Source organism: Lentzea flava (assembly GCF_014648475.1).
GTDB classification, from domain to species: domain Bacteria; phylum Actinomycetota; class Actinomycetes; order Mycobacteriales; family Pseudonocardiaceae; genus Lentzea; species Lentzea flava.
Window position 1 is genome coordinate 26379 of sequence record NZ_BMRE01000034.1, and the last position, 23948, is coordinate 50326.

22 protein-coding genes are annotated in these 23948 nt (G+C 68.9%); 7 read left to right on the forward strand and 15 right to left on the reverse strand.

Annotated features, from left to right (window positions below; genetic code table 11):
* The first annotated feature begins 83 nt into the window (after positions 1-83).
* The gene (locus tag IEZ09_RS30385; protein WP_189257230.1) at positions 84-1577 is read left to right on the forward strand and encodes a CocE/NonD family hydrolase; all 1494 of its coding nucleotides are present in this window, start codon (positions 84-86) and stop codon (positions 1575-1577) included.
* A gap of 10 nt (positions 1578-1587) precedes the next feature.
* On the forward strand, positions 1588-2640 hold the full coding sequence (locus IEZ09_RS30390; RefSeq protein ID WP_189257231.1) for a winged helix DNA-binding domain-containing protein: 1053 nt from the start codon (positions 1588-1590) through the stop codon (positions 2638-2640).
* Here the strand turns inward: IEZ09_RS30390 and IEZ09_RS30395 are convergent.
* The 3 genes from IEZ09_RS30395 to dapE are packed head-to-tail and all read right to left on the reverse strand — an operon-like array spanning position 2611 to position 5005.
* Positions 2611-3144: an LOG family protein gene (locus IEZ09_RS30395; RefSeq protein WP_189257290.1), complete on the reverse strand. Its 534-nt coding sequence runs from the start codon at positions 3142-3144 to the stop codon at positions 2611-2613. The two genes, IEZ09_RS30390 and IEZ09_RS30395, sit on opposite strands and share 30 nt — an antisense overlap.
* Positions 3144-3920 carry an LOG family protein gene (locus tag IEZ09_RS30400; protein WP_189257232.1) on the reverse strand — a complete coding sequence of 259 codons (777 nt, stop codon included), beginning with the start codon at positions 3918-3920 and terminating at the stop codon, positions 3144-3146. The genes IEZ09_RS30395 and IEZ09_RS30400 overlap by 1 nt, the downstream gene beginning before the upstream one ends.
* A 17-nt stretch (positions 3921-3937) precedes the next feature.
* Positions 3938-5005 (reverse strand): succinyl-diaminopimelate desuccinylase, encoded by a 1068-nt coding sequence (gene dapE, locus IEZ09_RS30405; RefSeq protein WP_189257233.1) that lies wholly within the window; start codon positions 5003-5005, stop codon positions 3938-3940.
* Between the two features lie 60 nt (positions 5006-5065).
* Here dapE and IEZ09_RS30410 point away from each other — a divergent pair, with 60 nt between their 5' ends.
* From IEZ09_RS30410 to IEZ09_RS30420, 3 genes are all read left to right on the forward strand, one after another.
* Positions 5066-5479, forward strand: coding sequence for a hypothetical protein (locus IEZ09_RS30410; RefSeq protein WP_189257234.1), 414 nt, complete (start codon positions 5066-5068; stop codon positions 5477-5479).
* A gap of 32 nt (positions 5480-5511) precedes the next feature.
* Positions 5512-6468, forward strand: a complete 957-nt coding sequence (dapD, locus tag IEZ09_RS30415) for a 2,3,4,5-tetrahydropyridine-2,6-dicarboxylate N-succinyltransferase (RefSeq protein ID WP_189257235.1) — start codon at positions 5512-5514, stop codon at positions 6466-6468.
* Between the two features lie 106 nt (positions 6469-6574).
* Entirely contained in the window at positions 6575-7480 is a 906-nt protein-coding gene (locus IEZ09_RS30420) for a hypothetical protein (protein WP_189257236.1), read from the forward strand.
* 17 nt (positions 7481-7497) lie between these two features.
* Here the strand turns inward: IEZ09_RS30420 and dapC are convergent, their stop codons facing one another.
* Together dapC and fdxA are read right to left on the reverse strand one after the other, a co-directional pair.
* Positions 7498-8595: a succinyldiaminopimelate transaminase gene (dapC, locus tag IEZ09_RS30425; RefSeq protein ID WP_301325917.1), complete on the reverse strand. Its 1098-nt coding sequence runs from the start codon at positions 8593-8595 to the stop codon at positions 7498-7500.
* On the reverse strand, positions 8592-8918 hold the full coding sequence (gene fdxA, locus IEZ09_RS30430) for a ferredoxin (RefSeq protein WP_229813094.1): 327 nt from the start codon (positions 8916-8918) through the stop codon (positions 8592-8594). The genes dapC and fdxA overlap by 4 nt, the downstream gene beginning before the upstream one ends.
* Before the next feature lie 154 nt (positions 8919-9072).
* On the opposite strand from fdxA, the gene IEZ09_RS30435 reads away from it, so the two are divergent.
* The gene (locus IEZ09_RS30435) at positions 9073-9786 is read left to right on the forward strand and encodes a GNAT family N-acetyltransferase (RefSeq protein ID WP_440590337.1); all 714 of its coding nucleotides are present in this window, start codon (positions 9073-9075) and stop codon (positions 9784-9786) included.
* Here the strand turns inward: IEZ09_RS30435 and IEZ09_RS30440 are convergent.
* From IEZ09_RS30440 to typA, 9 genes are all read right to left on the reverse strand, one after another.
* Positions 9762-10196, reverse strand: a complete 435-nt coding sequence (locus IEZ09_RS30440) for a hypothetical protein (protein ID WP_189257239.1) — start codon at positions 10194-10196, stop codon at positions 9762-9764. The genes IEZ09_RS30435 and IEZ09_RS30440 overlap by 25 nt on opposite strands.
* Entirely contained in the window at positions 10186-11022 is an 837-nt protein-coding gene (mshB, locus tag IEZ09_RS30445) for an N-acetyl-1-D-myo-inositol-2-amino-2-deoxy-alpha-D-glucopyranoside deacetylase (RefSeq protein ID WP_189257240.1), read from the reverse strand. The genes IEZ09_RS30440 and mshB overlap by 11 nt, the downstream gene beginning before the upstream one ends.
* Before the next feature lie 61 nt (positions 11023-11083).
* Positions 11084-12076 (reverse strand): ABC transporter ATP-binding protein, encoded by a 993-nt coding sequence (locus IEZ09_RS30450; RefSeq protein ID WP_189257241.1) that lies wholly within the window; start codon positions 12074-12076, stop codon positions 11084-11086.
* Positions 12073-13236, reverse strand: coding sequence for an ABC transporter ATP-binding protein (locus IEZ09_RS30455; RefSeq protein ID WP_189257242.1), 1164 nt, complete (start codon positions 13234-13236; stop codon positions 12073-12075). Before IEZ09_RS30455 ends, IEZ09_RS30450 begins: the two co-directional genes overlap by 4 nt.
* Positions 13236-14135 carry an ABC transporter permease gene (locus IEZ09_RS30460; protein ID WP_229813103.1) on the reverse strand — a complete coding sequence of 300 codons (900 nt, stop codon included), beginning with the start codon at positions 14133-14135 and terminating at the stop codon, positions 13236-13238. The genes IEZ09_RS30455 and IEZ09_RS30460 overlap by 1 nt, the downstream gene beginning before the upstream one ends.
* Before the next feature lie 25 nt (positions 14136-14160).
* Complete coding sequence (locus IEZ09_RS30465; protein ID WP_189257243.1) at positions 14161-15159, reverse strand: ABC transporter permease; 999 nt, start codon at positions 15157-15159, stop codon at positions 14161-14163.
* 93 nt (positions 15160-15252) lie between these two features.
* Positions 15253-17031 (reverse strand): ABC transporter family substrate-binding protein, encoded by a 1779-nt coding sequence (locus tag IEZ09_RS30470; protein WP_189257244.1) that lies wholly within the window; start codon positions 17029-17031, stop codon positions 15253-15255.
* A 301-nt stretch (positions 17032-17332) separates the two neighbouring features.
* Positions 17333-19000 carry an ABC transporter family substrate-binding protein gene (locus IEZ09_RS30475; RefSeq protein WP_189257245.1) on the reverse strand — a complete coding sequence of 556 codons (1668 nt, stop codon included), beginning with the start codon at positions 18998-19000 and terminating at the stop codon, positions 17333-17335.
* 232 nt (positions 19001-19232) lie between these two features.
* Positions 19233-21128, reverse strand: coding sequence for a translational GTPase TypA (gene typA, locus IEZ09_RS30480; RefSeq protein ID WP_189257246.1), 1896 nt, complete (start codon positions 21126-21128; stop codon positions 19233-19235).
* A gap of 166 nt (positions 21129-21294) precedes the next feature.
* On the opposite strand from typA, the gene IEZ09_RS30485 reads away from it, so the two are divergent.
* Complete coding sequence (locus tag IEZ09_RS30485) at positions 21295-21450, forward strand: hypothetical protein (protein WP_189257298.1); 156 nt, start codon at positions 21295-21297, stop codon at positions 21448-21450.
* Between the two features lie 69 nt (positions 21451-21519).
* Here IEZ09_RS30485 and IEZ09_RS30490 read toward each other — a convergent pair whose 3' ends face one another.
* On the reverse strand, positions 21520-23922 hold the full coding sequence (locus tag IEZ09_RS30490; protein ID WP_189257247.1) for an ATP-binding protein: 2403 nt from the start codon (positions 23920-23922) through the stop codon (positions 21520-21522).
* Between the last annotated feature and the right edge of the window lie 26 nt (positions 23923-23948).

A 23948-nucleotide genomic window follows, 5' to 3' on the forward strand; every position in this document is an offset into this window, starting at 1 on the left:
TTCTTGCTACCCATCAGTAGCAATCTGGTTAACTCCCCAGTAACAACCCTGTGTGATCTACGTCATGGTCAAGGAGGACCAGCGTGCGACGATCACTTGTTTTAGTCCTGGTACTCCTCACCTCCCTGCTCGGTGCTCCGGCTGCCATCGCGGCCCCCGGCAGCACCATCACCTACAGGTCGATCTCCGGCGTCGGCGGCACCACCCTGAAGGCCTTCGTCGTCGAACCGACCGGAGTGGGCAGCGGCCCCTTCCCGTTGCTCGTCATGCCGGCCAGCTGGGCGGTGCCGAACATCGAGTACGTCGGCGCGGCGGCCAAGCTCGCCAAGGAGTCCGGCTACGTCGTCGTGAGCTACACGAGCCGCGGCTTCTGGGACTCCGGCGGTGAGATCGACATCGCCGGACCGGACACCGTCAACGACGTCAGTTCGGTCATCGACTGGGCCGTCGCCAACGCGCACGCCGACGTCACCAGGGTCGGCGTCGCCGGAATCTCCTACGGTGGCGGCCAATCGCTGCTCGCCGCCGCCAACGACCCGCGCATCAAGGCCGTCGCGGCGCTGAGCACGTGGACCGACCTCGCCCGGTCGCTCTACCCCAACAGCACCGTGAACAAGCAGGCCGTCGAGGTCCTGCTGGCCGCAGGCCACGCCACCGGACGCCCCGGCCCCGTCCTCACCGAGGCCGAGGACGCCTACCGCGACGGCAGGTTCTGGGAGGTCGTGCCGATCTCCGCGGGCCGTTCCGCCGCCTCGAAGATCGCGCAGATCAACGCCAACGGCACCGCGGTGATGATCGGCAACGCGTGGAACGACGGCATCTTCGCGCCGGGCCAGGTCGCGGACTTCTACTCGAAGCTCACCGGCCCCAAGCGGCTCATGCTCTCGCCGGGTGACCACGCCACCGCCGAGCTCTTCGGCGCGGCAGGCCTGCCCAACGAGATCTGGGAGTCCGTCGGCCGCTGGTTCGACCGCTACGTCAAGGGCACGGCCAACGGCGTCGAGGCCGAGCAGCCGGTGCAGCTCAAGCCCAACAACGGCGGCACGTGGAAGAAGTTCGGCGCGTGGCCTGCGGGCGCCGCCGACACGATGCAGCTCGACGCGAAGAAGATCTACGCGGGCTGGAACACCGTCGCCGACAGCGGCACGATCCTGCTCTCCGGTGCCCTGCAAGGGTTCCTGAACATCCCGACCGGGGTGGCGCTGCCGTTCATCGACCGCAACCTCGCCGGCGTGTGGAGCGGTCCGCAGTACCCGAACGGCGCCACGATCGCGGGCACGCCGAAGCTGAAGGTGCAGGTGACGCCCAGCGCGGAGACCACCACGCTGTTCGCGTACCTGTACGAGGCCGGGCCGCTCGGCCTGGGCTCGCTGATCACGCACAAGCCGGTGAAGGTGACCGGGGCAGGCCGCACGCAGACGCTCGACGTGGAGCTCGAGCCGACCGTCTGGAACGTCGGCGCCGGCAACCGGCTGGCGTTCGTGATCGACACGGTCGACCCCCGCTACCTGACCGAATCGACACGTGGTGCAACTGTCACCTTCGGACCGTCGAGCTTGACGGTGCCCAAGGCGTAAGAATGTCCGGGTGGACTTCACCCGGCAGCAGGTGCTCTTCCACCGGATCCATCAGCACGAGCTGGACCGGCGGGTCTCCGACGCGGCCGAGCTGGCGGTGTTCTCCCTGGGCGTCCAGGACAACACCTCCGGCTCGGCCCTGCTGAGTCTCGCCGCCCGTCTCGCCTCACCCTCCACGGACGAGTTCACCGTCACGTGGTCCGTGCGCGGTGCCCCTCACCTGCACCGAGCCGGTGAGCTGAAGGCGTTCGCCCGTGCCCTGTGGCCGTGGAGCGACGCCGACGCCCGTGCGCGCGCCTCTCGTCCCAAGGTCGACGACATGGTGGCGGCGTTGCGGCACATCGCCACGGCGATGCGGTCGATCGTCACGAAGCCGATGACCAAGGGCGACGTCAGCAAGGCGCTGACCCCGTTGGCGCCCAAGCAGACGATCGAGGCGTGCCGGAGCTGCCAGACCGAGCACGTGAGCGACCCGATCTTCCGGCTCGGCGCACTCCCCGCTGGCCTCCGGATCCTGCCGGAGGAGAAGACCGTGACGTTCGAACGCATCCACGGCTGGCCGGGTGTTCCGCGCAAGACCGCTGGCTTCGACGAGCTGGTGCACCGCTATCTCACCCTGCACGGGCCGGCCGGACCGTCCGAAGTGGCCGGTTACTTCGGCACGACCACCCGCGAGGTCAAGAAGAGGTGGCCGAAGGAAGGCCTCGTGGAGGTGACCGTCGAGGGTCAGCCGGCGTGGCTGCCGGAGGGCGTGGAGATCGCCGACGCCGAACCGCCGGACGTGCGGCTGCTCCCGCCGACCGACCCGTACCTGCAGGCCCGCGACCGGGACCTGCTGCTGCCGGACAAGGCGGCGCAGAAGGACATCTTCCGCGTCCTGGGTCGCCGCGGCGCCATCCTCGTGGACGGCGAGATCGCGGGCTCCTGGCAGGGCAGGGTGGTGTCCGGCAAGCGGTTCGAGGTCACGGCCACGCCGTACCGCCCGCTGCCGGATCTCCTGCCGGAGGCCCAGATCCTGGCTCAGGCCAAGGGACTAGCGGACGCAAGCGTCAAGAGCGACTGACACGTCGTCCGTGACGACGAGCGAGTTCAACGCGGCGTGCGACACAAAGCCCTTGTCGCGCAGGTGCGTCAGCCAGTCGACGAGTCCCTTGTAGTGGTCGTCGACGTCGAGCAGCACGACGGGCTTGGCGTGCATGCCCAGCACACCCGCCGTCCACACCTCGAAGAACTCCTCGGCGGTCCCGATGCCACCGGGCAGCGTCAGGAACGCGTCCGCCCTGTCGTCCATCATCTTCTTGCGCTCGCGCATGGTGTCGACGACGTGCAGCTCGGTCGACTCGCGGTCCGCGATCTCCCTGGTGGCGAGCCCCTTGGGGATCACGCCGTACGTGTGCGCGCCGCCGGCCCTGGCTTCCCGCGCCACCGCGCCCATCATCGACGTCTGCCCGCCACCCCAGACGAGGTTCCAGCCGCGTGCCGCGATCTGGCGCCCCACCTCGGCGGCGAGGTCGATGTAGGTCTGGGGAACCGTGGCCAGACTGCCGCAGTAGACAGCTACGTACATCAGTGTGCGTCCGCCCATGCCTGGTGCGCTTCCTTGACCACGCGCACCGCGTCCTCGATGTCGTCGGTGAGGTGCAGCAGCGCGAGGTCCTTCTCGCCCACCTTGCCACCTTCCAGCACCGAGTTCTTGACCCAGTCGTACAGCCCCTGCCAGTAGCTGCGGCCGAACAACACCACCGGGAACTTCGTGACCTTCTTCGTCTGCACCAGCGTCAGCGCCTCGAACAGCTCGTCGAGCGTGCCGAACCCGCCCGGCAGGCAGATGAACGCCTGCGAGTACTTGATGAACATCGTCTTGCGCACGAAGAAGTACCGGAAGTTCACGCCGAGATCGACCCACGGGTTGAGCCCCTGTTCGAACGGCAGCTCGATCCCGAGCCCGATGGAGAACCCACCGGCCTCCGAACACCCGCGGTTGACCGCCTCCATGGCACCGGGCCCACCGCCGGTGATCACCGCGAACCCGGCCTCGGCCAATGCCCCGCCGAGATCCCGCCCTGTCTGGTACTCGGGGTGATCCCGCCCGGTCCGAGCCGACCCGAACACCGTCACCGCGCTGGGCACCTCGGCGAGCGCCCCGAACCCCTCGACGAACTCGGCCTGAATCCGCAACACGCGCCACGGATCCGTGTGCACCCAGTCCGAGGGCCCGCGCGAATCCAGCAACCGCTGATCCGTGGTGGTCAGCTCGTCCCGGCGCCCGCGCCGCAACACGACCGGCCCGCGCATCTTCTCCTTGGGACGCTCGTCCACCACGCCGTTCTCGTCTTCCGTCATCACCGAGATATTAGTGATCAGGCAAGCAAAAATCGCTTAAGCACGTCGAAACACCCGGTGATCTGATGGACCGGCACGTTCTCTTCGCGAGTGTGCGCCAACGTGGGATCGCCCGGCCCGAAATTGACCGCGGGCATCCCCAGCGCCGCGAACCGAGCCACGTCCGTCCACCCGAGCTTCGCCACCGGCGTCCCGCCGGCGGCCTGAACGAGCTCCTGCGCCGCCGGTGCGTGCAGCCCTGGCAGCGCCCCGCCCGCGAAGTCCGTGACCGTCACGTCGAAGCCCTCGAACACCTCACGCAGGTGCGCCTCGGCCTGCTCCACCGACCGGTCCGGCGCGAACCGGTGGTTGATCGTGAGCACGGCCTCGTCCGGCACCACGTTCCCGGCGACCCCACCGCTGATCTTCACGGCCTGCAGCCCTTCGTGGTACCGGCACCCGTCGATCTCGGGCTGCCGGGGCACGTAGGCCTCCAGCCGGCGCAACGCCTCGCCCATCCCGTGAATGGCGTTGACCCCCATCCACGCCCGAGCGGTGTGCGCCCGCTTGCCGGTGGTCCGGATCTCGATGCGCATGGTCCCCTGACACCCGGCCTCCACCGTCCCGTTGGACGGCTCACAAACGATGGCCAGATCGCCCTTCAACCATTCCTGCAGGTCCCGCTGAATGCGCGTGAGCCCGTTCCGCTCGGCCTCGATCTCCTCGCAGTCGTAAAACACGAACGTCAAGTCGTGCCGCGCGTTCAAGCTGAGGGCCGCGATCGCGAGCATGACCGCGTCGCCGCCCTTCATGTCCACGGTCCCGCACCCGTGCAACACATCGCCTTCACGGCGACTGGGAAAGTTCTGGTTGATCGGCACGGTGTCCAGGTGCCCGGCCAGCACGACCCGGCGCTCCCGCCCGAGATTCGTCCGAGCCAGCACCGCGTTCCCTGATCGAGTGATCTCCAGATGCGGCGCGTGCACCTGCAACGACCGCTCCACGAGATCCGCGATCTCCGCCTCCTCCCCGGACACGCTGCGCACATCCACCAGCGCGGCAGTCAGTTCGACGGGGTCGGCGAAGAGATCAAGGGTGTCGGACACGCCGTTCACCCTACTCAAGCGAATTGAGCGCTAGCCCGTTCGGCCGATACCGTGCGCTGCGTGATCAAGTGCACACTGCTGGTCATCTCCCTGTTGCTCATGACCACCGGCTGCGGCGAACCTCCGGAGGCGTGCGCCCGCCAGTGCGGCGAGATCCGTTCCCTCTTCGCGGCCCCGTGCGGCTCCCAGCACAGCGGCACCCCGGCGGACTGCGCCACGTGGGTGGCCCAGGTCAGCGCGATGACCCGCAAGCTGGACAGGTCCCTCCAGGGCAAGCAGGTCCAGGACGACGTCAGCGAGGTCCTTCCCCGCCTGATGACCGCGGTGGGCGACTTCGAGACCCACAGGTGCGGCGAAGTCCAGGTGGACAACGTGGCCAGCACGGACGCCCGCCAGTCGAAGTGCAACGAGGCGCTCATCGCCACGAGGGGCGACCTGGGCTCGCTCTACTTCAGCGCGGACGTCCCCGGCTGAACCCTTCGTCGTCCGGACTAGGCTGAACCACCGTGAGCACCGCATACGGCATCGGCTTGGCCACTGTGACCCCGGACGGCACCGTCCTCGACACCTGGTACCCGTCGCCAGTCCTGGGTGACGCAGGCGAGCCGGGCACCACCCGCCTGTCGTCCGCCGAGATCGCGGAAGCACTCGGCGAATCCGCCGCCAAACTCCTCGGCGAGGACCTGGAGCGAGGCGTCGAGGTCGTCGGCGTCCGCGTGGCCGCCGATCTGGAAGCCGCCCCGCGCGACACCTACGACGTCTGGCTGCGCCTCCACCTCCTCAGCCACCGCCTCATCAAGCCGCACGGCGCCAACCTGGACGGCATCTTCGGCCTCCTGACCAACGTCGTGTGGACCAACCACGGCCCGTGCGCGGTGGACGGCTTCGAACAGACCCGCATCCGCCTGCGCGTGCGGGGCCCGGTCACCGTCTACGGCGTCGACAAGTTCCCGCGCATGGTCGACTACGTGGTTCCGAGCGGCGTCCGCATCGCCGACGCCGACCGCGTGCGGCTCGGCGCCCACCTCGCCGCGGGCACCACCGTCATGCACGAGGGCTTCGTCAACTTCAACGCGGGCACCCTCGGCAACAGCATGGTGGAGGGCCGCATCTCCGGCGGCGTGGTCGTGGGCGACGGCTCCGACGTGGGCGGCGGCGCCTCGATCATGGGCACCCTGAGCGGCGGCGGCAAGCAGGTGATCAGCATCGGCGAACGCTGCCTCCTGGGCGCCAACTCGGGCCTCGGCATCTCGCTGGGCGACGACTGCGTCGTCGAAGCAGGCCTCTACGTCACCGCGGGCACCAAGGTGACCCTCCCGGACGGCGAGGTCGTCAAGGCCCACGCCCTGAGCGGCCAGAACAACCTGCTCTTCATCAGGGACTCGGTGACCGGCGCCGTCCTGGTCAAGCCGCGCAAGGGCACCGGTGTGGAGCTGAACGCCGCGCTGCACGCGAACGACTGAGCAACACTGTTCTTGGACTGAACAGGGAGGAAACTCGGTGTCTGGGGCCCGGTCTGCGCAGGCAGACTGGGCCCGTGTCGTCTGAGGGCCGTCGCGGGAGGTGCACGTGCTGAAGCAGCGGATCGAGCTGAACGCTCGCGCCGCGATCGAGCGTGCTCTGGAGGGCGCGCAGTCCGAGGACTCCTTCGTGGAGTTCAAGACGCAGTGGCCGGTCGACCACGGCAAGGCGGCCAGACAGATCGCCGCCCTCTGCAACGCCGCCCGCGGGTCCGAGGCGATGTGGGTCGTCGGTGTCGACGAGAAGGGCAGATACGTCAAGGGCGCTCTCGCCGAGGAGCTGTCGAGCTGGTGGCCCAGGGTGGAGAGCCACTTCGACGGCGTGGCGCCCGGCCTCACCACCGTCGCGTTCGACTGGGCGCCCGGCAGGACCGTCGTCGTCCTCAGCCTGCAGACCGACAACGCGCCGTACGTCTTCGTCACGAAGAAGGAGCCCTACAGCAGGGAGATCCCGTGGCGCTCCGGCGAGCGCACGAGGAGCGCCAGGCGAGGCGAGGTGCTGGAACTGCTCGTCCCCAAGCTGGACATGCCCGGCTGGGAGTTCGTCAGCGCGCGGGCCACGCTCAGCCAGCACTCACCGACGCTGCGGTTCGAGGGTGACCTCTACCTGGAGACGAACCAGCCGCTCTCGCTGCCCCACCACCGGTGCCACTCGTACGCGACGTACGGGCTCGACGCCGAGACGGTCGACCTGGCGTTCAGCTTCCGCACGAACACGCGGGACGTGCGGGCCGTGGAGCGGGTCGTGCGGGTCGCGGAGCCGGCCGTGCTCCACGTCAGCGCGGACGCCGACGTGGAGCTGGACGCGTTTCAGGACCTCTGGGACCTGCACTGGCACCTCGTGCTGGGCCTCGGCCTGAGCGGTGACTCGATCAGCACGAGCGTCCGGCTCACGACGGACGCGGTGCCGCCGAACCAGTTCACGCGCCGGGTGTGGTCAGCGCTCAAGCCCTGAAAGTCAGGCGCTGAAGATCAGGCGCTGAGGCGCTCGACGGCGGCGGCGACCCGCTCGTCGGTGGCCGTGAGGGCGATCCGCACGTGCTGGGCGCCCGCCGGTCCGTAGAACGTGCCGGGAGCGGCCAGGATGCCGCGGTCGGCCAGCCAGGAGATCGTCTCCCAGGCGTCCTCACCGCGGGACGACCACAGGTACAGGCCGGCTTCGGAGTGCGTCACCGTGAACCCGGCCGCCTCCAGCGCGGGCTTGAGCACCTGGCGCCGGGCGAGGTAGCGGGCCCGCTGCTCGACCACGTGGGTGTCGTCCTCGAGCGCGGCCCGCATGGCTTCCTGCACCGGCCGCGGCACCATCATGCCGGCGTGCTTGCGCAGCTCCAGCAGGCCGGCGACCAGCTCGGGGTCGCCGGTGACGAACCCGGCCCGGTAGCCCGCCAGCGAGGACGTCTTCGACAGCGAGTGCACGGCGAGCACGCCGTCGAAGGAGTCCACAACGGACGGATGCAGCACCGACACCGGCGAGGCGTCCCACGGCAGCGAGAGGTAGCACTCGTCGGAGGCCACCACCGCGCCGAGCTCACGGGCCGCGGCGACGGCGTCGCGCAGCTGCCCGGCCGACAGCACGCGCCCGGTCGGGTTCGACGGCGAGTTCAGCCACACGAGCTTCGTGCCCGCGGGCGGCAGTTCGCCGTCGGCCAGGCGCACGACCTCGGCACCCGCCAGCAGCGCGCCCACCTCGTAGGTCGGGTACGCCACAGCGGGCACGGCCACGACGTCGCCGGGACCGACACCGAGCAGCGTCGGCAGCCACGCCACGAGCTCCTTGGAGCCGATCGTGGGCAGCACGGCCTGTTCCGACAGCCCGGTGATGCCGTAGCGGCGCTCAGCGGCGGCCACGAAGGCGGCACGCAGCTCCGGAGTGCCGTGGGTGGTCGGGTAACCGGGGATGTCGGCGACCGACGACAACGCGGACTGGATCACCGCGGGAACCGGGTCGACGGGCGTGCCGACGGACAGGTCGACCACGCCACCGGGGTGCTTGCGCGCCTTGGCGGCGTGGTCGGCCAGCGAATCCCACGGGAAGTCCGGCAGAGCCGGCCCCCTGCGCGTGCGGATCAATGCCCCTCGGCCTGCGGTTCGAGGGCCTTGATGAACTGCGGGTCGTTGCTCACCTTGCCGACCTTCGAGGCGCCACCGGGCGAGCCGAGCTCTTCGAAGAAGTCCGCGTTCGCCTTGGTGTAGTCCTTCCACTCGTCGGGGACGTCGTCCTCGTAGTAGATGGCCTCCACCGGGCACACGGGCTCGCACGCGCCACAGTCCACGCACTCGTCCGGGTGGATGTAGAGCATCCGGTCGCCTTCGTAGATGCAGTCGACGGGGCACTCTTCGATGCACGCCTTGTCGAGCACGTCCACGCACGGCTGGGCGATCACATAGGTCACTGCGCTCTCCAACTTCCTCTGGTCCACACCGCGCAAGCCGGAGAGTACGCGGCACGTTCGAGTATCACCCGGTCAGGCTTGCCTTATCTGCACGGTGTTCCACGTCACTCCACCTGCTGGGACGAGCTTGGGACAGGATGACGGCGTGCACACCGTGGATCACCTGGAATCACTCTGCGCGCGAGCGTGGCCCGCCCTGGCGGAAGTCTCGCTCGGGGATTGGTCGATGCGTGCCGCAGCCGGGTTCACCGGCCGCGCCAACAGCACGCTGACCTGCGGAGATCCCGGAATGCCCGTGCCGGACGCGCTGGCCGTCACCGAAGGGTTCGCGCGCGAGCACGGCATCAAACCCACCGCGCACGTCGTCATCGGTTCGACCCACGAGCAAGCCATCCGCGAGGCGGGCTGGATCGTCGACCTCGACCACCCCGGCGGGGCCGAGTCGCTGGTGATGACCGGCCAGCTGGAGAAGTTCGCCGAGGGCGAAGCCGACAGCCGTGATCTTCCCGGATGGTGGGAACTCACGGCCGGATCCGAGGTCTCCGACGCCCACCGGCACGTGCTGGGCTCGGGCGAGAAGGTGTGCTTCGCGAGCCTCACGGAGGACGACGAGGTGGTCGCGGCCGTGCGGGGCGCCGTCGTCGAGGACGTGCTGCACGTGGCCCGGCTGGCCGTACGACCGTCACACCGCCGCAAGGGCCTGGCGAGGCAGCTGATGGGCGAACTGGCGGGCTGGGGCATGGCTCAAGGCGCCACGACGTGCGTGCTGCAGGTCGCCGAGCACAACGAGCCGGCGATCCGGCTGTACTCGGAGCTCGGCTGCACCGAGCACCACCGCTACCGCTACTGGGTGCCCGCGGTCTCGTAGAGGCCGGGCCGGTGGGCCGCGTTGCGCGCCATCACAGCGCCCACGGCCACCGCCCCCGTCAGCGCGCCGCCCGCGAGCAGCAGCAGCCCGCGCCAGTCCTGCAGAAGCAGGACGGGACTGCCCGCGGCGTGGCCGGGCTCGAAGTAGCCGAACCACATCAGCGTGAAGAACCACACCAGCAACGGCGACGCGGCGGTCAGCACCCGTTCGGACAGCGCGGCCGCCCACGACACCAGCAGAGGTGTGGTGAAAACGGCCACCGCGATCGTGACGGGGAAGGGCAGATCCCCGAGCTTCGGCAGCAGCGTGCCGTCGAAGCGCAGGGGCAGGAACATCGTTTCCAGCACGGCGAGCACCGCTGCCTCGACGTTCAGAAGCAGCAGGAAGACGACTCGCCAGCTACCGGTCACTCAGTCCTCCGAACAGATCCGTGGCCGCGCCTTCGGCCGACCCCTTCGCCAGCACGTAGTACTCGGCACCGACCAGCGGCTGAGCGATGTTGTTCGACAGCGCGTACCCGCTGTCCCACACACTGACCTGCGTCGAGTGTGCACGCAACGCACGGCGCTTCGCCGTCAGGTGCTCGGACACGTCGATCACGGTGGTGATCTCCTCGTCCGGGGTCACCGGCAGCTCACCGGGCTCGGGCAGCCGGAACGGCTCTGGCACGTTCTCCAGCGCCTTCACCCCGGCGTCCGTGGCGTCGCGGGACGTCACGGCGTAGAAGACCCGCTCGACGTCGGAAACCTGGGCGCACGCGGCAACCGTGATCTCGTGCGCGCGGATGTGGTCCGGGTGGCCGTAGCCGCCGAACGCGTCGTAGCTCACGACGACCTGAGGCTTGACCTCGCGCAGGATCTCGACCAGCTGGGCGGTCTGCTCGTCCAGCGAGCCCTGGATGAACGCGCGCGGGTGGGCGTTGGACGGCACGTCGACCATGCCGGAGTCGCGCCACCGGCCGATGCCGCCGAGGAATCTGTGGTCGGTCACGCCGAGCGCGGCGCAGGCTGATCTCAACTCACCCACGCGGTACCCGCCCAGCTGGTCGGCGGCGTCGGCGGCGAGGTGCGCCAGCGCGGGCGGGATGATCTCGCCCTCTTCGCCCAGCGTGCAGGTGACGACAGTGACGTGCGCGCCCGCCGAGGCGTAGCGCGCGATGGTGCCGCCCGTCCAGAGACTCTCGTCGTCCGGGTGGGCGTGCACGAAGAGCAACCGTGGTGGGGCAGTCAGCGTCACCGGAAAAGAGTAAAGGCCGCCTTCATCGGATGATAAAGGCGGCCTTTGCTAAGGATCTGGATCAGACCACCGAGCGTTCCTCCGCGAAGTGGCACGCGGACAGCGTTCCGTCCGGCCCGCCACGCAGTTCCAGCTTCGGTTCCTCGGTGGCGCAGATGTCCTGGGCCTTCCAGCAGCGGGTGCGGAACCGGCAGCCCGACGGCGGGTTGACCGGCGACGGCACGTCACCGGTCAGCACGATCCGCTGACGCTTGCGCTCCTGCTTGGGATCCGGCATCGGCACCGCGGACAGCAACGCCTGGGTGTACGGGTGCATCGGCCGGTTGTAGATGGCCTCGCGCTCGCCCATCTCGATGATCTTGCCGAGGTACATCACCGCCACGCGGTCGGAGATGTGCCGCACCACCGAGAGGTCGTGCGCGACGAACAGGTACGCGAGCCCGAGCCGTTCCTGCAGTTCCTCCAACAGGTTCACGACACCGGCCTGCACCGAGACGTCCAAAGCGGACACCGGTTCGTCCAGCACCAGGAACCGCGGGTTCAGCGCGAGCGCCCGTGCGATGCCGATGCGCTGGCGCTGGCCGCCGGAGAACTCGTGCGGGTAACGGTTGCGGTGCTCGGGGTTCAGGCCCACGAGCTCCATCAGCTCGTTGACCCGCCGCTGCACGCCGCCTTCGACACCGTGGATCCGCAACGGTTCCGCGATGATGTCGTTGACCTGCCACTTGGGGTTCAGCGACGCGTACGGGTCCTGGAAGACGATCTGGATGTCCTTGCGCAACGGCCGCAACTGCTTGGCGCTCATGGACGTGAGCTCGCGGCCCTCGAACTTCACCGAGCCCGAGGTCGGCTTGTGCAGCTGCAGGATCGCGCGCCCGGTCGTGGACTTGCCGCAGCCGGACTCGCCGACGAGGCCGAGCGTCTCACCGGGGTGCAGCGAGAACGACACCCCGGACACGGCCTGCACCGTGCCGATGGTGCGCGGGATGATTCCCTGGCCCCGCACGGGGAACTCCTTGACGAGGTCGGTGACCTCCAACAGCGGAGCGGTCACTTCGCCTCCTCATCAGACACCAGAGTTCCGTGCACTGCGGTCACTTCGAGCGACTCGTCGGGGTTCGCGGCGGCGAACACCGCCGGGTTCTCCACCGTGCCGATCTCGTCGTGCAGGAACAGCCGCTGCGGCTGCTCGATGGTCGCCAGGTGCTCCCAGCGGTGGCAGCGCGTCGTGTGGTTCGGCGCGCCGGCCTCCTCCAGCAGCGGCTCCCACTCGTGGCACACGTCGGCGACGAGCGGGCAGCGCGGCGAGAACGAGCACCCGGTCGGCAGGTTCACGAGCGAGGGCGGGGCGCCCTTGATCGGCGTGAGCCGCTTGCCCAAAGTGGACGGATTCGGGACGGAGCCCAGAAGTCCCACGGTGTAAGGCATCCGGGGTCGTTCGAAGACGTCGTCGACCGGGCCGGACTCGACCACGGTGCCGCCGTACATCACCTGCACGCGGTTGACCATGCCCGCGACCACGCCGAGGTCGTGCGTGATCATGATGATCGCCGCGTCGGTCTCGGACTGGATGCGCAGCATGGTGTCGAGGATCTGCGCCTGCACCGTCACGTCGAGCGCGGTGGTCGGCTCGTCGGCGATGATCACGCTGGGGTCGTTGATGATCGCCATCGCGATGACCACGCGCTGCCGCATGCCGCCGGAGAACTCGTGCGGGTACTGAGCCGCGCGCTTGTCCGGCTGCGGGATGCCGACGAGTTCCAGTGCCTCGACCGCCTTGGCCCACGCCGCCTTCTTGGAGACGTTGTGGTGCGCGCGGTAGGTCTCGGCGAGCTGCCACCCCACGGTGTAGACGGGGTTCAGCGACGTCATCGGGTCCTGGAAGATCATCGAGATGTGCTTGCTGCGGAACGGCTGCATCTGCTTGTAGCTGCGGCCGTTCAGCTCCTCACCGCGGTAGCGGATCGAACCCTCGATGATCGCGTTCTTGGGCAGCAGGCCCATGATCGCCATGGAGGACACCGACTTGCCGGAACCCGACTCGCCGACGATCCCCAGCACGTCGCCGGGGTTGAGGTCGAACGAGACGTTGCGCACGGCGCGGACGTCTCCGTCGTCGGTCGGGAACGTGACCGAGAGGTCCTTGACCGAGAGCAGCGGCGAGGTGGTGCTGGAGGGCAGGAAGTCCTCCGACAGTTCGGAAACACTCGTCATCAGGCACGCACCTTCGTCTGCCTCGGGTCGAACGCGTCGCGCAGGCCGTCACCGATGAAGTTGACGGCGAGGGAGAGCGACACGAGCACGATGAACGGACCCCAGAAGAGCCACGGCCGGTTCAGGAACTGCCCGTAGTTCTCCAGCACGATCACGCCGAGCGAGGTGTCCGGAGGCTGAACTCCCAGGCCCAGGAACGACAGCGCGGCCTCGGTGAGCACCGCGGTCGCGATCGCCAGCGTGGCGTTGACGGTGATGCTGCCGATCATGTTCGGCACCAGGTGCTTGAAGATGATCCGCGGCGTGGTGGCGCCACACGCCCGCGCCGCCTCGATGAACTCCCGCTGGGACAAGGAAAGCGTCTCACCCCGCGTGATGCGGGCGATCTGCATCCACGCGAACGCGGCGAGCACCAGCGCGACGACGTACCAGCTGCCGGAGAAGCCCTTCACCACGATCGCGGCGACCGCGATCTGCGGGATGATCAGCAGCAGGTCGACCAGCCGCATCAGCGCGGTGTCCACGAAACCGCGCAGATATCCGGCCAGCGCACCGAAGATCACGCCGATGGCGGTCGCCAGCGCGGCCACGATCAACGCGATCTGCAGCGAGTAGCCGGTGCCGCGCATCAGCAGCGCCAGCATGTCCTTGCCGACCTGGGTGGTGCCGAGCGGGTGCGTGCCGCTCATCGGCTGGTACGCCTTGCTCGACACGTCCTCGAAGTCGTAGGTCCAGATCAGCGGACCGACGAACGCGAACAGGACCAGGAAGACGAAGACGCCGAAGCTCACCATCGCGAGCCGGTGGCGCAGGAAGCGCCGCAGGACGAGCTGCCCCTGCGTGCGGGTCTTGGTGGCGTCGAACTCGTGCGCGTCGGACTGGGGAGCGCTGTTCACCACGCCGCCCTCGGACGCCAAGTTGATGTTAGCCAAGGCGAATCCTCGGGTCGAGGATGCCGTACACGACGTCGGCAACCAGGTTGAACAGCACGATCAGCGTCGCGGTGACCGCGAGCCAGCCCATCAGCATCGGCGGGTCGAACTGCCGCACGGAGTTCACCAGCAGCGTGCCCATGCCGGCCCAGCCGAACACGGTCTCGGTGATGATCGCGCCGGACAGCACGGCACCGAAGTTCAGCGAGAACAGCGTGGCCACGGGGATGAGCGCGTTGCGGAACGCGTGCCGGAAGATCACCCGGCTCTGCGAGATGCCCTTCGCCCGCGCGGTGCGCACGAAGTCCGAGTGCAGGATCTCCAGCATGGAGGCGCGCTCGAACCGGCTGTACGCGGCGAAGCTGATCAGCATCAGCGCGATGGTCGGCAGCAGGAACGTGCCGGTGTACTTGAAGATCACCTCGCCGAAGCTGCCGCTGAAGCCACCCGGCCGCGGACCCGCGGTGGTGAGCCAGCGGTCCAGCCCCATCGACTCCAGGACGTTGTTGAACTGGATGCCGTAGTTCTTCACGATGACCGCGACGCAGAAGATCGGCATCGAGAACATCAGGAACGCGGTGCTGGTGGCGAGGTAGTCGAAGATCGAGTACTGGCGCACGGCGGCGAGCACGCCGACCGAGACACCCAGGGTGAGAGCGAGGAGTTCGGCACCGATGACGAGCCGTCCGGTGGTCCACAGCGCGTCCGTGACGGCGGGGAAGACGGCGGTCTTGGCCTGGCCGAGCGCGATGCTCTGGCCCCAGTCACCGGACAGGAAGTCGGTGAGCCAGTTCCAGTAGCGGACGAAAACAGGCTTGTCCAGGCCGAGGGAGATCTCGGCGGCCTTGATGTCGGCTTCGGTGACGCCGGGCCGGAATCGCATTTCCGCCAAGGGGTTTCCGGCGGTGGCGACGAGGACGTAACAGGCGAAGCTGCCGATCAGCAGGATGGGTATGGAGATCAGCAGGCGCCGGATGATGTAGCGGATCACGGGCGGGCTCCTAGGGGGCAACCCGGCTCGGGCGGGGCCGGACTCGTGGTCCGGCCCCGCCCGGTCAGGCGTTGCGCACTTCAGCTATGGCGATTACTTGGTCTGCCACTCGTTGGCGTTCCACAGCGCGCCGTAGTAGCTCTGGAAGTACACGCGGTCGAGACCCTTGAAGGCCCACATGTTCGGCATCTGGAACAGCGGCAGCGAACCGTACGCGTTCGCGATCTCCTCGTCGGCCTTCTGGAAGTACTTGAGCGAGTCCGCGATCGAGGTCTGGGACACGCCCGACTTGAGGGCCTCGTCCGCCGCAGGAACGCTCAGGTTCTGCCAGTTCTGGCCACCACCGGTCTCGTAGATCGACTTCTTCTCGCTCTTGACCGGGCTGCCGGACCACGCGAACAGCGCGACGTCGTAGTCACCGGCGGAGACGCGCTCGTCGAGGAAGTTCGGGTCGGTGTCGTCCTTGACCTCGATGCCGGCTTCCTTGCACTGACCCTGAATCAGCTCGACGGTCTGCTTGCGGCGCGGGATGTCGGTGTGGCTGATCCGGAAGGAGGCACGGAGGCCGTCCTTCGCGAACACGCCGTCGGCACCCTGCGTCCAGCCCGCGTCGCCGAGGATCTTCTTCGCGGCGGCCGGGTCGCCCTTGGCCTTGTCGGCGTAGACGTCCTTGTAGCCCTCGTCCTTCGGGAAGAAGATCAGGCTGCCCAGCGGCTTGGCGTCGGACTGCACCTCGGTGATGAGCTTGTCGATGATGTCCTGGCGCTTGACGCACATGAAGAAGGCCTTGCGGACCTCTTCCTTGGCCAGCACCGGGTTCTTGAACTGCAGGTCCAGGTGCTCGAACGAGAGACCGGGGCCCGCGCCGAACGTGATGCCCTGGGGCTTCAGGCTCTTCAGCTTCGTGGCCGCGTTCGCGTCGGGCTGGGCCATGGAGTTGACGGCGACCTCACCGTTCTCCAGCGCCTGCGCCTGCGCGACCGGGTCCGAGACCGCCTTCAGGACGATCTTCTCCGGCCCACCGGGCTTGCCGACCCACTTGGGGTTGCGCTCCAGCGTCACCGACTGGTTCGGCTCGAAGCCGGTCAGGACGTAGGGGCCCGCACCAGGCATGAGTTCCTTGGTGAAGCCGTTCCACTTCTCGTTCCAGAAGTCGGCGACCTTCTGCAGGTCGGCCGGCGGGCTGTCCTTCGTCAGCTTGGTGATGTCGGCGAAGCCGGTCTGCTTCTCGACGATGTGCGCGGGAAGCACGTCGTTGTTGAACAGACCGACGTAGTCCGGGTAGGGATCGGCGAACGTGCCGACGAACGTCTGGTCGTCCTTGCACTCGCCGGTCATCAGGTCGTAACCGGTGGTGCCGGCCGGCTTGAAGTACTTGCTCTTGTCGGCCTTCTTGGCCGCGTTGCTCTGCGTGAACCACGCCATGTAGAAGTCGTCGCAGTCCCAGGCCTCGCCGTCGGACCAGCTGACGCCCTTCTTCAGCTTCCAGGTGACGACCTGGGGAGACTTCGAGGTGAGCTCGATGCTCTCCATGACGTCCTTGTTCAGGCTGAACTTGTTGTTGCCGTTCAGGATGTGCGCACCCGGCTGCACGAGGACCAGCGCGAACGTGTTGTAGGACTGGTTCGCGTCCTCGGTCGCGTTGTTGTACGAGGTGAACGGCTTGTCGGTCGTGACGACGATCTGGCCGCTCTGCTTCGTCTCCGGCGCGGTGTAGCCGTCCGCGGACTCACCACGGGCGACAGCCATGTCCGCGATGGTGGCGTCGCCACCGTCCGCGTCGTTGCTCCCGCCGCCACCACCGCAGGCACCCAGCACGAGAGACGCGCTGGCGACCAGCGCGATCGCCGGAAGTGCTTTGGTTCTCCTCATTGACACGTGCCCTCCTAGCACTGGGCGGCCGTGGCCAGGTCGGCATGCACGCCCATAACCGAGATGTGCCATACGCGCCCCGAACCGGCACATCGTGGGCAGCACGGTAAGAACCTGGCGAGGCAGTGGTCACTACCTGAGAGGGCGATCGTGACCCAATGGAGACACCTTGTAGCGCGCCGCAATGGCCCGATTACCGGGCGAATGCGTTCGTTGACCGGGCGCGTTTAATTCTGTCAACGAGGGCGTCCGAACGTAGCAACGAGTCAACGGCCGCCGCAACGGGTTTTCCACCCGGCCGCTACTTGTCGAGCCTCCGCCATTCCGGAGCTCCGCTGAGCACGCCGGCCAGCGGCGCCCCGGTGTCGACACCGGACACCGCCGTGGGCAACACACCAAGAAGATCGACTACCTGGAACAACGGCAACGCGACGGCCTGAGCCTGCAGCTGCGGCTCGATCCGCGCGAGCGCGTCGGCGAGCAGAACCCTGCCGTTCAGCGCGGCATCGATGTCGGCCTGGATCGCCTGATCGCAGAACCCGGCGGGGTTGGCAGGACTGGGCGTCGCCCCGTCCGGCGCGTCACCGGCACACCCGTACGCACTCGCGAGTCCTGCCGCCGAGTCGCCGGCGTCGACCCGCGGCACGACAGCGATGTCGACGTCCTTCTCGACCAGCTGCTTGTTGAAGAGCTCCTCGGCGTTGGGCGTGACGACCTCGGAAGCGATCCCGCGCTCGGTCAGCTGCGCCTTGATCCGGTTCGCGAGCCCGGCGTACGGCTCGATCTTCTCCGGCGCGGCGATCTTCAGCTTGAGCGGTTTGCCCGCCTTCTCCCACTGGTTCTGCGCGTTCCTGGCGTACCCGGCCTGGGTCAGCAGCTGGTCGGTCGCCGCCGGGTTGAGCGTGTTGCCCTGGATCGTCGCCTGGTAACCGGTGCGGCTGGGCGGCACGACGTAGGAGTCGGCCCGGTACTGCGCACTCGGCCCGCTCTGGGTGCCGGACGCGATGAGCGCCTCGCGGTCGAGCGCCGCGACGATCGCCCTGCGCGTCGTGACGTCCTTGAGCTGCTCACTGGCGGGCCTGAGGAGAACCTGCACCACCTCGTTGCGCGGCACGGGTTTCGTCGTGAGGTTCCCGATCGCCTTGAGCAGGTTGACGTCCGCGGCGTCGGCCCTCAGCAGAGCCGCCTGATTGTCGCCTTTGGACAGTGACTCGGCCATCGCGCTGTGCGTGGCCCTGCGCAGCACCACCCGGTCCAGCGTCGTCGGCGCCTCCCAGTACCGGTCGCTGCGCTCCAGCACCACCTCGCCCCGCGGTTCGTCCAGGCTGCGGACCTGGAACGGCCCTGCGGTGGCGGGGAAACCCGTGCTCAGCACGTTCGCCCAGGTGCCGGGCGCGTCCTTGAGGAGGTGCGCGGGAAGCAGGTTCGCGAAGAGCGACCGCCAGCCGGGGAACGGCTTGCCGAACGTCACCTCGACGACCTTGCCGCCTTCCCTGGCGCCGATGTTGTTGATGAGCCGGTAACCTGCCGGATCCACAACACCGGGTTCGACCCGCATACGCTGCCAGAGGTAGGAGAAGTCCTCGGCGGCGATCGGAGCGCTGTCCGACCAGCTCGCGTCTTTGCGGATCGTGTAGGTGACGGTGAACGGTTCGGCCTTGGTGACCTTGGCGCTCACCATCAGGTTGCGGTCCAGTTCGGGGGCGCCGTCCGGACCGGGGCGGAACACGCTCGGGAGCAGGAGAGAACTCAGTGCCGTCGTGATGGGACTCTGGGCCGCCAGCGCGTGCGGGTTGTAGCCGCCCGCCACGTCGTCCACGCCCACCACGATCTCGGTGACCTTCGGGCCCGTCGTGGTGATGACCGGGGCTTCGGACTTGGGGACCAGGGGTGGCGGGGGCGCGTTCGTGCACGCCGCGGCTGTGCCGCACAGGACGGCAGCAGCCAGCACTCCCCCGAGTCGCCTCATGGTCCTCACACTGCCAGAAGGGTGATGGTGGCGTTCGGGCAACCCACGTTTTGTCACCCTCGCCACTTGGGGGACGTCTCCGGGTGGGGGTGGGTTGCTCGCACGGTGGGTAGTACGGCTCACCTGGACGGGTGGTTCGAGGGCGAGGTCGGCTGGTTTCGGCCCGGTGAAACGTCACAGGGCGGCCGGGCCGTTGGCCCAGCCGCCCTGGTCAACACGACGAGCGAACCCCTCAGCCGCGCTGCTTCAGCCGCGAGCGCTCGCGGCCGCGCATGTTCGCGTCCAGGATCACCTTGCGGACGCGGACGACCTCCGGCGCGACCTCCACGCACTCGTCGAAGGCGCAGAACTCCAGGGCCTCTTCGAGGGAGAGCTTGCGGGGGCGGGCCAGGGTTTCCATCACGTCGGCCGTGGAGGAGCGCATGTTGGTGAGCTTCTTCTCGCGGCAGACGTTCACGTCGAGGTCCTCGGCGCGCGGGTTCTCGCCCACGACCATGCCCTCGTAGGTGTCGGCGCCCGGCTCCACGAAGAACGTGCCGCGGTCGGCCAGCTGGATCATGGCGTAGGCGGTGACGGAGCCGGCGCGGTCGGCGACCAGGGAGCCGTTGTGGCGGGTGCGGATTTCGCCTGCCCACGGGCCGTAGCCCTCGGAGACGGCGTTGGCGATGCCCGTGCCGCGGGTTTCGGTGAGGAACTCGGTGCGGAAGCCGATCAGGCCTCGCGACGGGACCACGTAGTCGAGCTTGATGCGGCCCGTGCCGTGGCCCGACATGTTCTCCATGCGGCCCTTGCGGTTCGCCAGCAGCTGCGTGACGGCGCCGAGGTGCTCCTCGGGGCAGTCGACGGAGAGGCGCTCGAACGGCTCGTGGATCTTGCCGTCGACCGTGCGGGTGACGACCTGGGGCTTGCCCACGGTCAGCTCGAAGCCCTCGCGGCGCATCTGCTCGACGAGGATGGCCAGGGCCAGCTCGCCGCGGCCCTGGACCTCCCAGGTGTCCGGGCGCTCGGTCGGCAGGACGCGGACGGAGACGTTGCCGACCAGCTCGGAGTCCAGGCGGGACTTCAGGAGCCTTGCCGTCAGCTTGGTGCCGCCGTTGCGACCGGCCAGGGGCGAGGTGTTCACACCGACCGTCATCGAGATGGCGGGCTCGTCGACCGTGATGCGCGGCAGGGCCTCGGGGGCCTCGGCGTCGGCCAGGGTGTCGCCGATCGTGATGTCCGGGATGCCGGCGATGGCGACCAGGTCGCCTGCGCGGGCCACCTCGGCGGGCATGCGCTCGAGGGCCTCGGTGATCAGCAGCTCGGTGATGCGGACCTTCTGCGGCTCGCCGTCGGCGCGGCACCAGGCCACGGTCTCGCCCTTGCGCAGGGTGCCGCGGTGGATGCGGCACAGCGCGATGCGGCCGAGGAAGGTGGAGGCGTCGAGGTTCGTGACCAGGGCCTGCAGCGGGCCGTCGACGTCGACCGTCGGGGCCGGGATGTGCTCGAGCAGGACCTTGAACAGGGTGTCGAGGTTCTCCTCGTCCGGCAGGCCGCCGTCCTCCGGCTGGTTCAGCGAGGCGCGGCCGGCGCGGGCCGAGGCGTAGACGACCGGCAGGTCCAGCACGGACTCGTCGGCGCCGACCTCGGTCGCGAGGTCGAGCAGCAGGTCGTGGGCCTCGTCGACGACCTCGGAGATGCGGGCGTCGGGGCGGTCGACCTTGTTGACCAGCAGGATCACCGGCAGGCCCGCGGCCAGCGTCTTGCGCAGCACGAAGCGGGTCTGGGGCAGCGGGCCCTCGGAGGCGTCGACGAGCAGGACGACGCCGTCCACCATCGACAGCGCGCGCTCGACCTCACCACCGAAGTCGGCGTGGCCGGGGGTGTCGACGACGTTGATGATCACGTCGCCGTCCGGCGTGTGGCGGCGCACAGCCGTGTTCTTGGCGAGGATCGTGATGCCCTTCTCCCGCTCGAGCTCGCCCGAGTCCATGACCCGGTCGACGAGCTCGGCACGCGCGGAGAAGGCGCCGGACTGGCGCAGCATGGCGTCGACCAGAGTGGTCTTGCCGTGGTCGACGTGCGCGACGATCGCGACGTTACGCAGGTCAGTGCGCGTCTGAAGGGCGGACGCGGTGGCCGTGGGCACGCAGAACTCCTAGAGCTTCGAAGGCGTTGGAGGGGCTCGCGCCGGACACGTCGATGCGCACAGCCGTACACCAGAGTACCGGCCGCGTCGGCATTACCACACAAGAGTGCCTAGTGAAGTGAGCCTCACCTACTCTAGCGACACGTGTCGGAGTGGAGTGCAGCCAGTGGGTAAGAAGCTCAAGAAGAAGTGTTGCCGGTCGAAGCCGCAGTGCAAGCGGTGCCCGGTTCCCTTCCTGCTCAAGGAGCGTGACAAGGCCCGCAAGAAGGCCGCGAAGAAGGCGGCCAAGGCGGCCAAGAAGGCGCTGAAGAACGCCGCGTGACGGTCAGCGCGTACGCCGACAGAGCGCTCGACCTCCTCAATCAGCACGCATCACGTGCGCAAGCTCACGTCAGCGCTGCAGCGCGTCGAGCAGCTCCCGCGCGTCGGCGGCGACCTTCGCCTGTTCGCGCTGTTCCGCCGCGGCCAACGCCTCGCGCGCGTCGCCGGCAGAACGGGTGAGATGCGCGCGGGCCAGCAGCGCACGGGCGTGGTCCATGAAGTTGTCCGACTCCTGGATGTCCGCCAGCACCTCGTCGATCAGCTCCATCGAGCCGGTCGCCCGCGCGAGCAGGATCGACGCGGTGGTCACGCCAGGTCCGTAGCCGATCTTGCGGCCGAGTTCGACGGCCGCACCGGCGTGCTCGGCCGCCTGGTCCGGCTCCAGCACGGCCATCGCCACCAGGCCGTCGATCTTCGCCTTGACGTGCTCGGACAGCTCCGCGACCTCGAAGCACCACCGCGCCGCCGCCAGCCCTTCCGCCACCTCACCGCGTTCGGCGCGGATGCGCGCGAGGCTCGCCAGCGCGTTGGCCAGCGCGCGCTGCTGGCTCTGGCCTTCGAGCAGCCGCACCGCCTCGACCGAGTTCTCCAGCGCGAGGTCCAGCTCGCCCAGTTCGAAGTAGCAGACGGCCAGGTTGTCCATCATCAGCGCGCGGTGGTTGTCGAGTCCGAGCCGCGTGCCGACCTCGACGCACTCGCGCATGTACTCGGCGGCTTTGCGCAGCTCACCCCGTGTGCCGTAACAGACGGCGATGTTGCCCAGCACGGACACGGACCCGCGCTCGTCGCCCAGCTCCCGCCGCAACGCGAGCGTCCTGGTGAAGCGGTCGATGGCCTCGTTGGTGTCGCCCATCTCCAGGAGCACGATCCCGGCGGCGTTGTGGATCGAGGCCACCGCCGTCTTCGTCTCCGCGAACTCCATCGCCTCGGCGAACCGGAGCATGGCCTCGCGGTACTCGCTGCGGTTCCAGCTGGACATGCCGAGCCCGAACAGCGCCGCCGCCTGCCCGGACCGGTCGCCCGCGGCACGCGCGGTGCGGAGCGCGGCGGCGAACACCAGCGCGTTGTCGATCTCGAACCGGCCGACGTAGAGGTGGATCCGCAGGACGTCGGCGAGCTGCTGGGAGTAGGGCGACGGCGCCGCGATCGCCGCGGCGACGAGGTTCGAGTGCTCCTCCTCCAGCCACGCGGCCGCGTCGTCACGGCCGGTGAACTCGAGGCTCGGCCCGTCGAGGTCGGGTTCGGTCAGCAGCTTGGTCTCCGGCACGACCAGGCTGATGGCCCGGAACGCCGTCCGCAGGTACCAGCCGTACAGCTCCAGGAGCCTGGCCTGGTCGTCCCCGTCCGCGGTGGCCGCGGCGTACAGCCTGATCAGGTCGTGCAGCACGTACCGCTCGCCGATGTGGTCGACGAGTCCGGCGCGCACCAGTTCGTCCAGCTGCTCTTCCGGATCGCCGCCCGCGAGCGCGGTCGCGGCGTCGAGGCCGAGGTCGGCACCGGGTGGCAGGCCGAGCAGCCGGAACATCCGCCTGGCCGCGCCGGTCAACGCCCGGTAGGACAGCTCGAACGCGGCCCGCACCGCCGTGTCGCCGTCGATCTCCAGCACGTCGAGCCGGTCGCCGCGCAGTTCGTCGAGGTAGGCCTCGATGTGTCCGTGCGCGACGTTGGCGCCGGCGATGCGCAGCGCGAGCGGCAGGTGCGCGCACAGCCGCACCAGCTCGGCGCGCTCCTCGGGCGTGCCGCCGACGTGCATGCCGGTCAGCAGGTCGTGCGCGGCGTCGTCGGAGAGCACGTCGAGCCGCAGCTGGCCGGGCAGGTCGTGGCGGCTGGTGACGATCGCGAGGCAGCCCGGTGTCGCCGGCAGCAGCGGTTCGACGAGGTCCTCGGTCGCGTTGTCGAGCACGACCATGATCCGCTTGCCGCCGAGCTGGGCCCGGTAGAGGTCGACCTGGGCGTCCAGCGTGGCCGGGATCGCCCCCTGCGGCACGCCGAGCGCCCGCAGGAAGCCGCTCAGCGCCTGCTCCACCGTCACCGGCGGACCGGAGGCGAACGCGCGCAGGTTCACGTAGAGCTGGCCGTCGAAGTACCGCTCGCGCAGGCGGTGGGCGAGCCGCACGGCCAGCGTGGTTTTGCCGACACCGGGCGCGCCGGTGATCGTGACGACGCCGCCCTCCGCCCGTTCCAGCCGCTCGATCTCGTGTTCGCGGCCGACGAAGTCCGGCAGGTCGGCCGGCAGCTGACACGGTCCCGGCGTGCGCACCTTCAGCCGGTAACCGGACACGTCGGTGACGATCTCGTCCGGGATGGCCCTGCGCAGCCGCTTCACCAGCGTGCGCAACGCGGGCAGTCGCTGGGCGGGCGCGTCGTCGCCCCAGACCTCGCGGATCAGGTCCGCGAACAGCACGGGCTCGTTCGGACGCGCGGCCAGGGCGCGATGCAACACGCGGAGCTTGCCTGTCGTCTCGTCGGCCACGGCCCGATACTAAGCACGAACAGCAC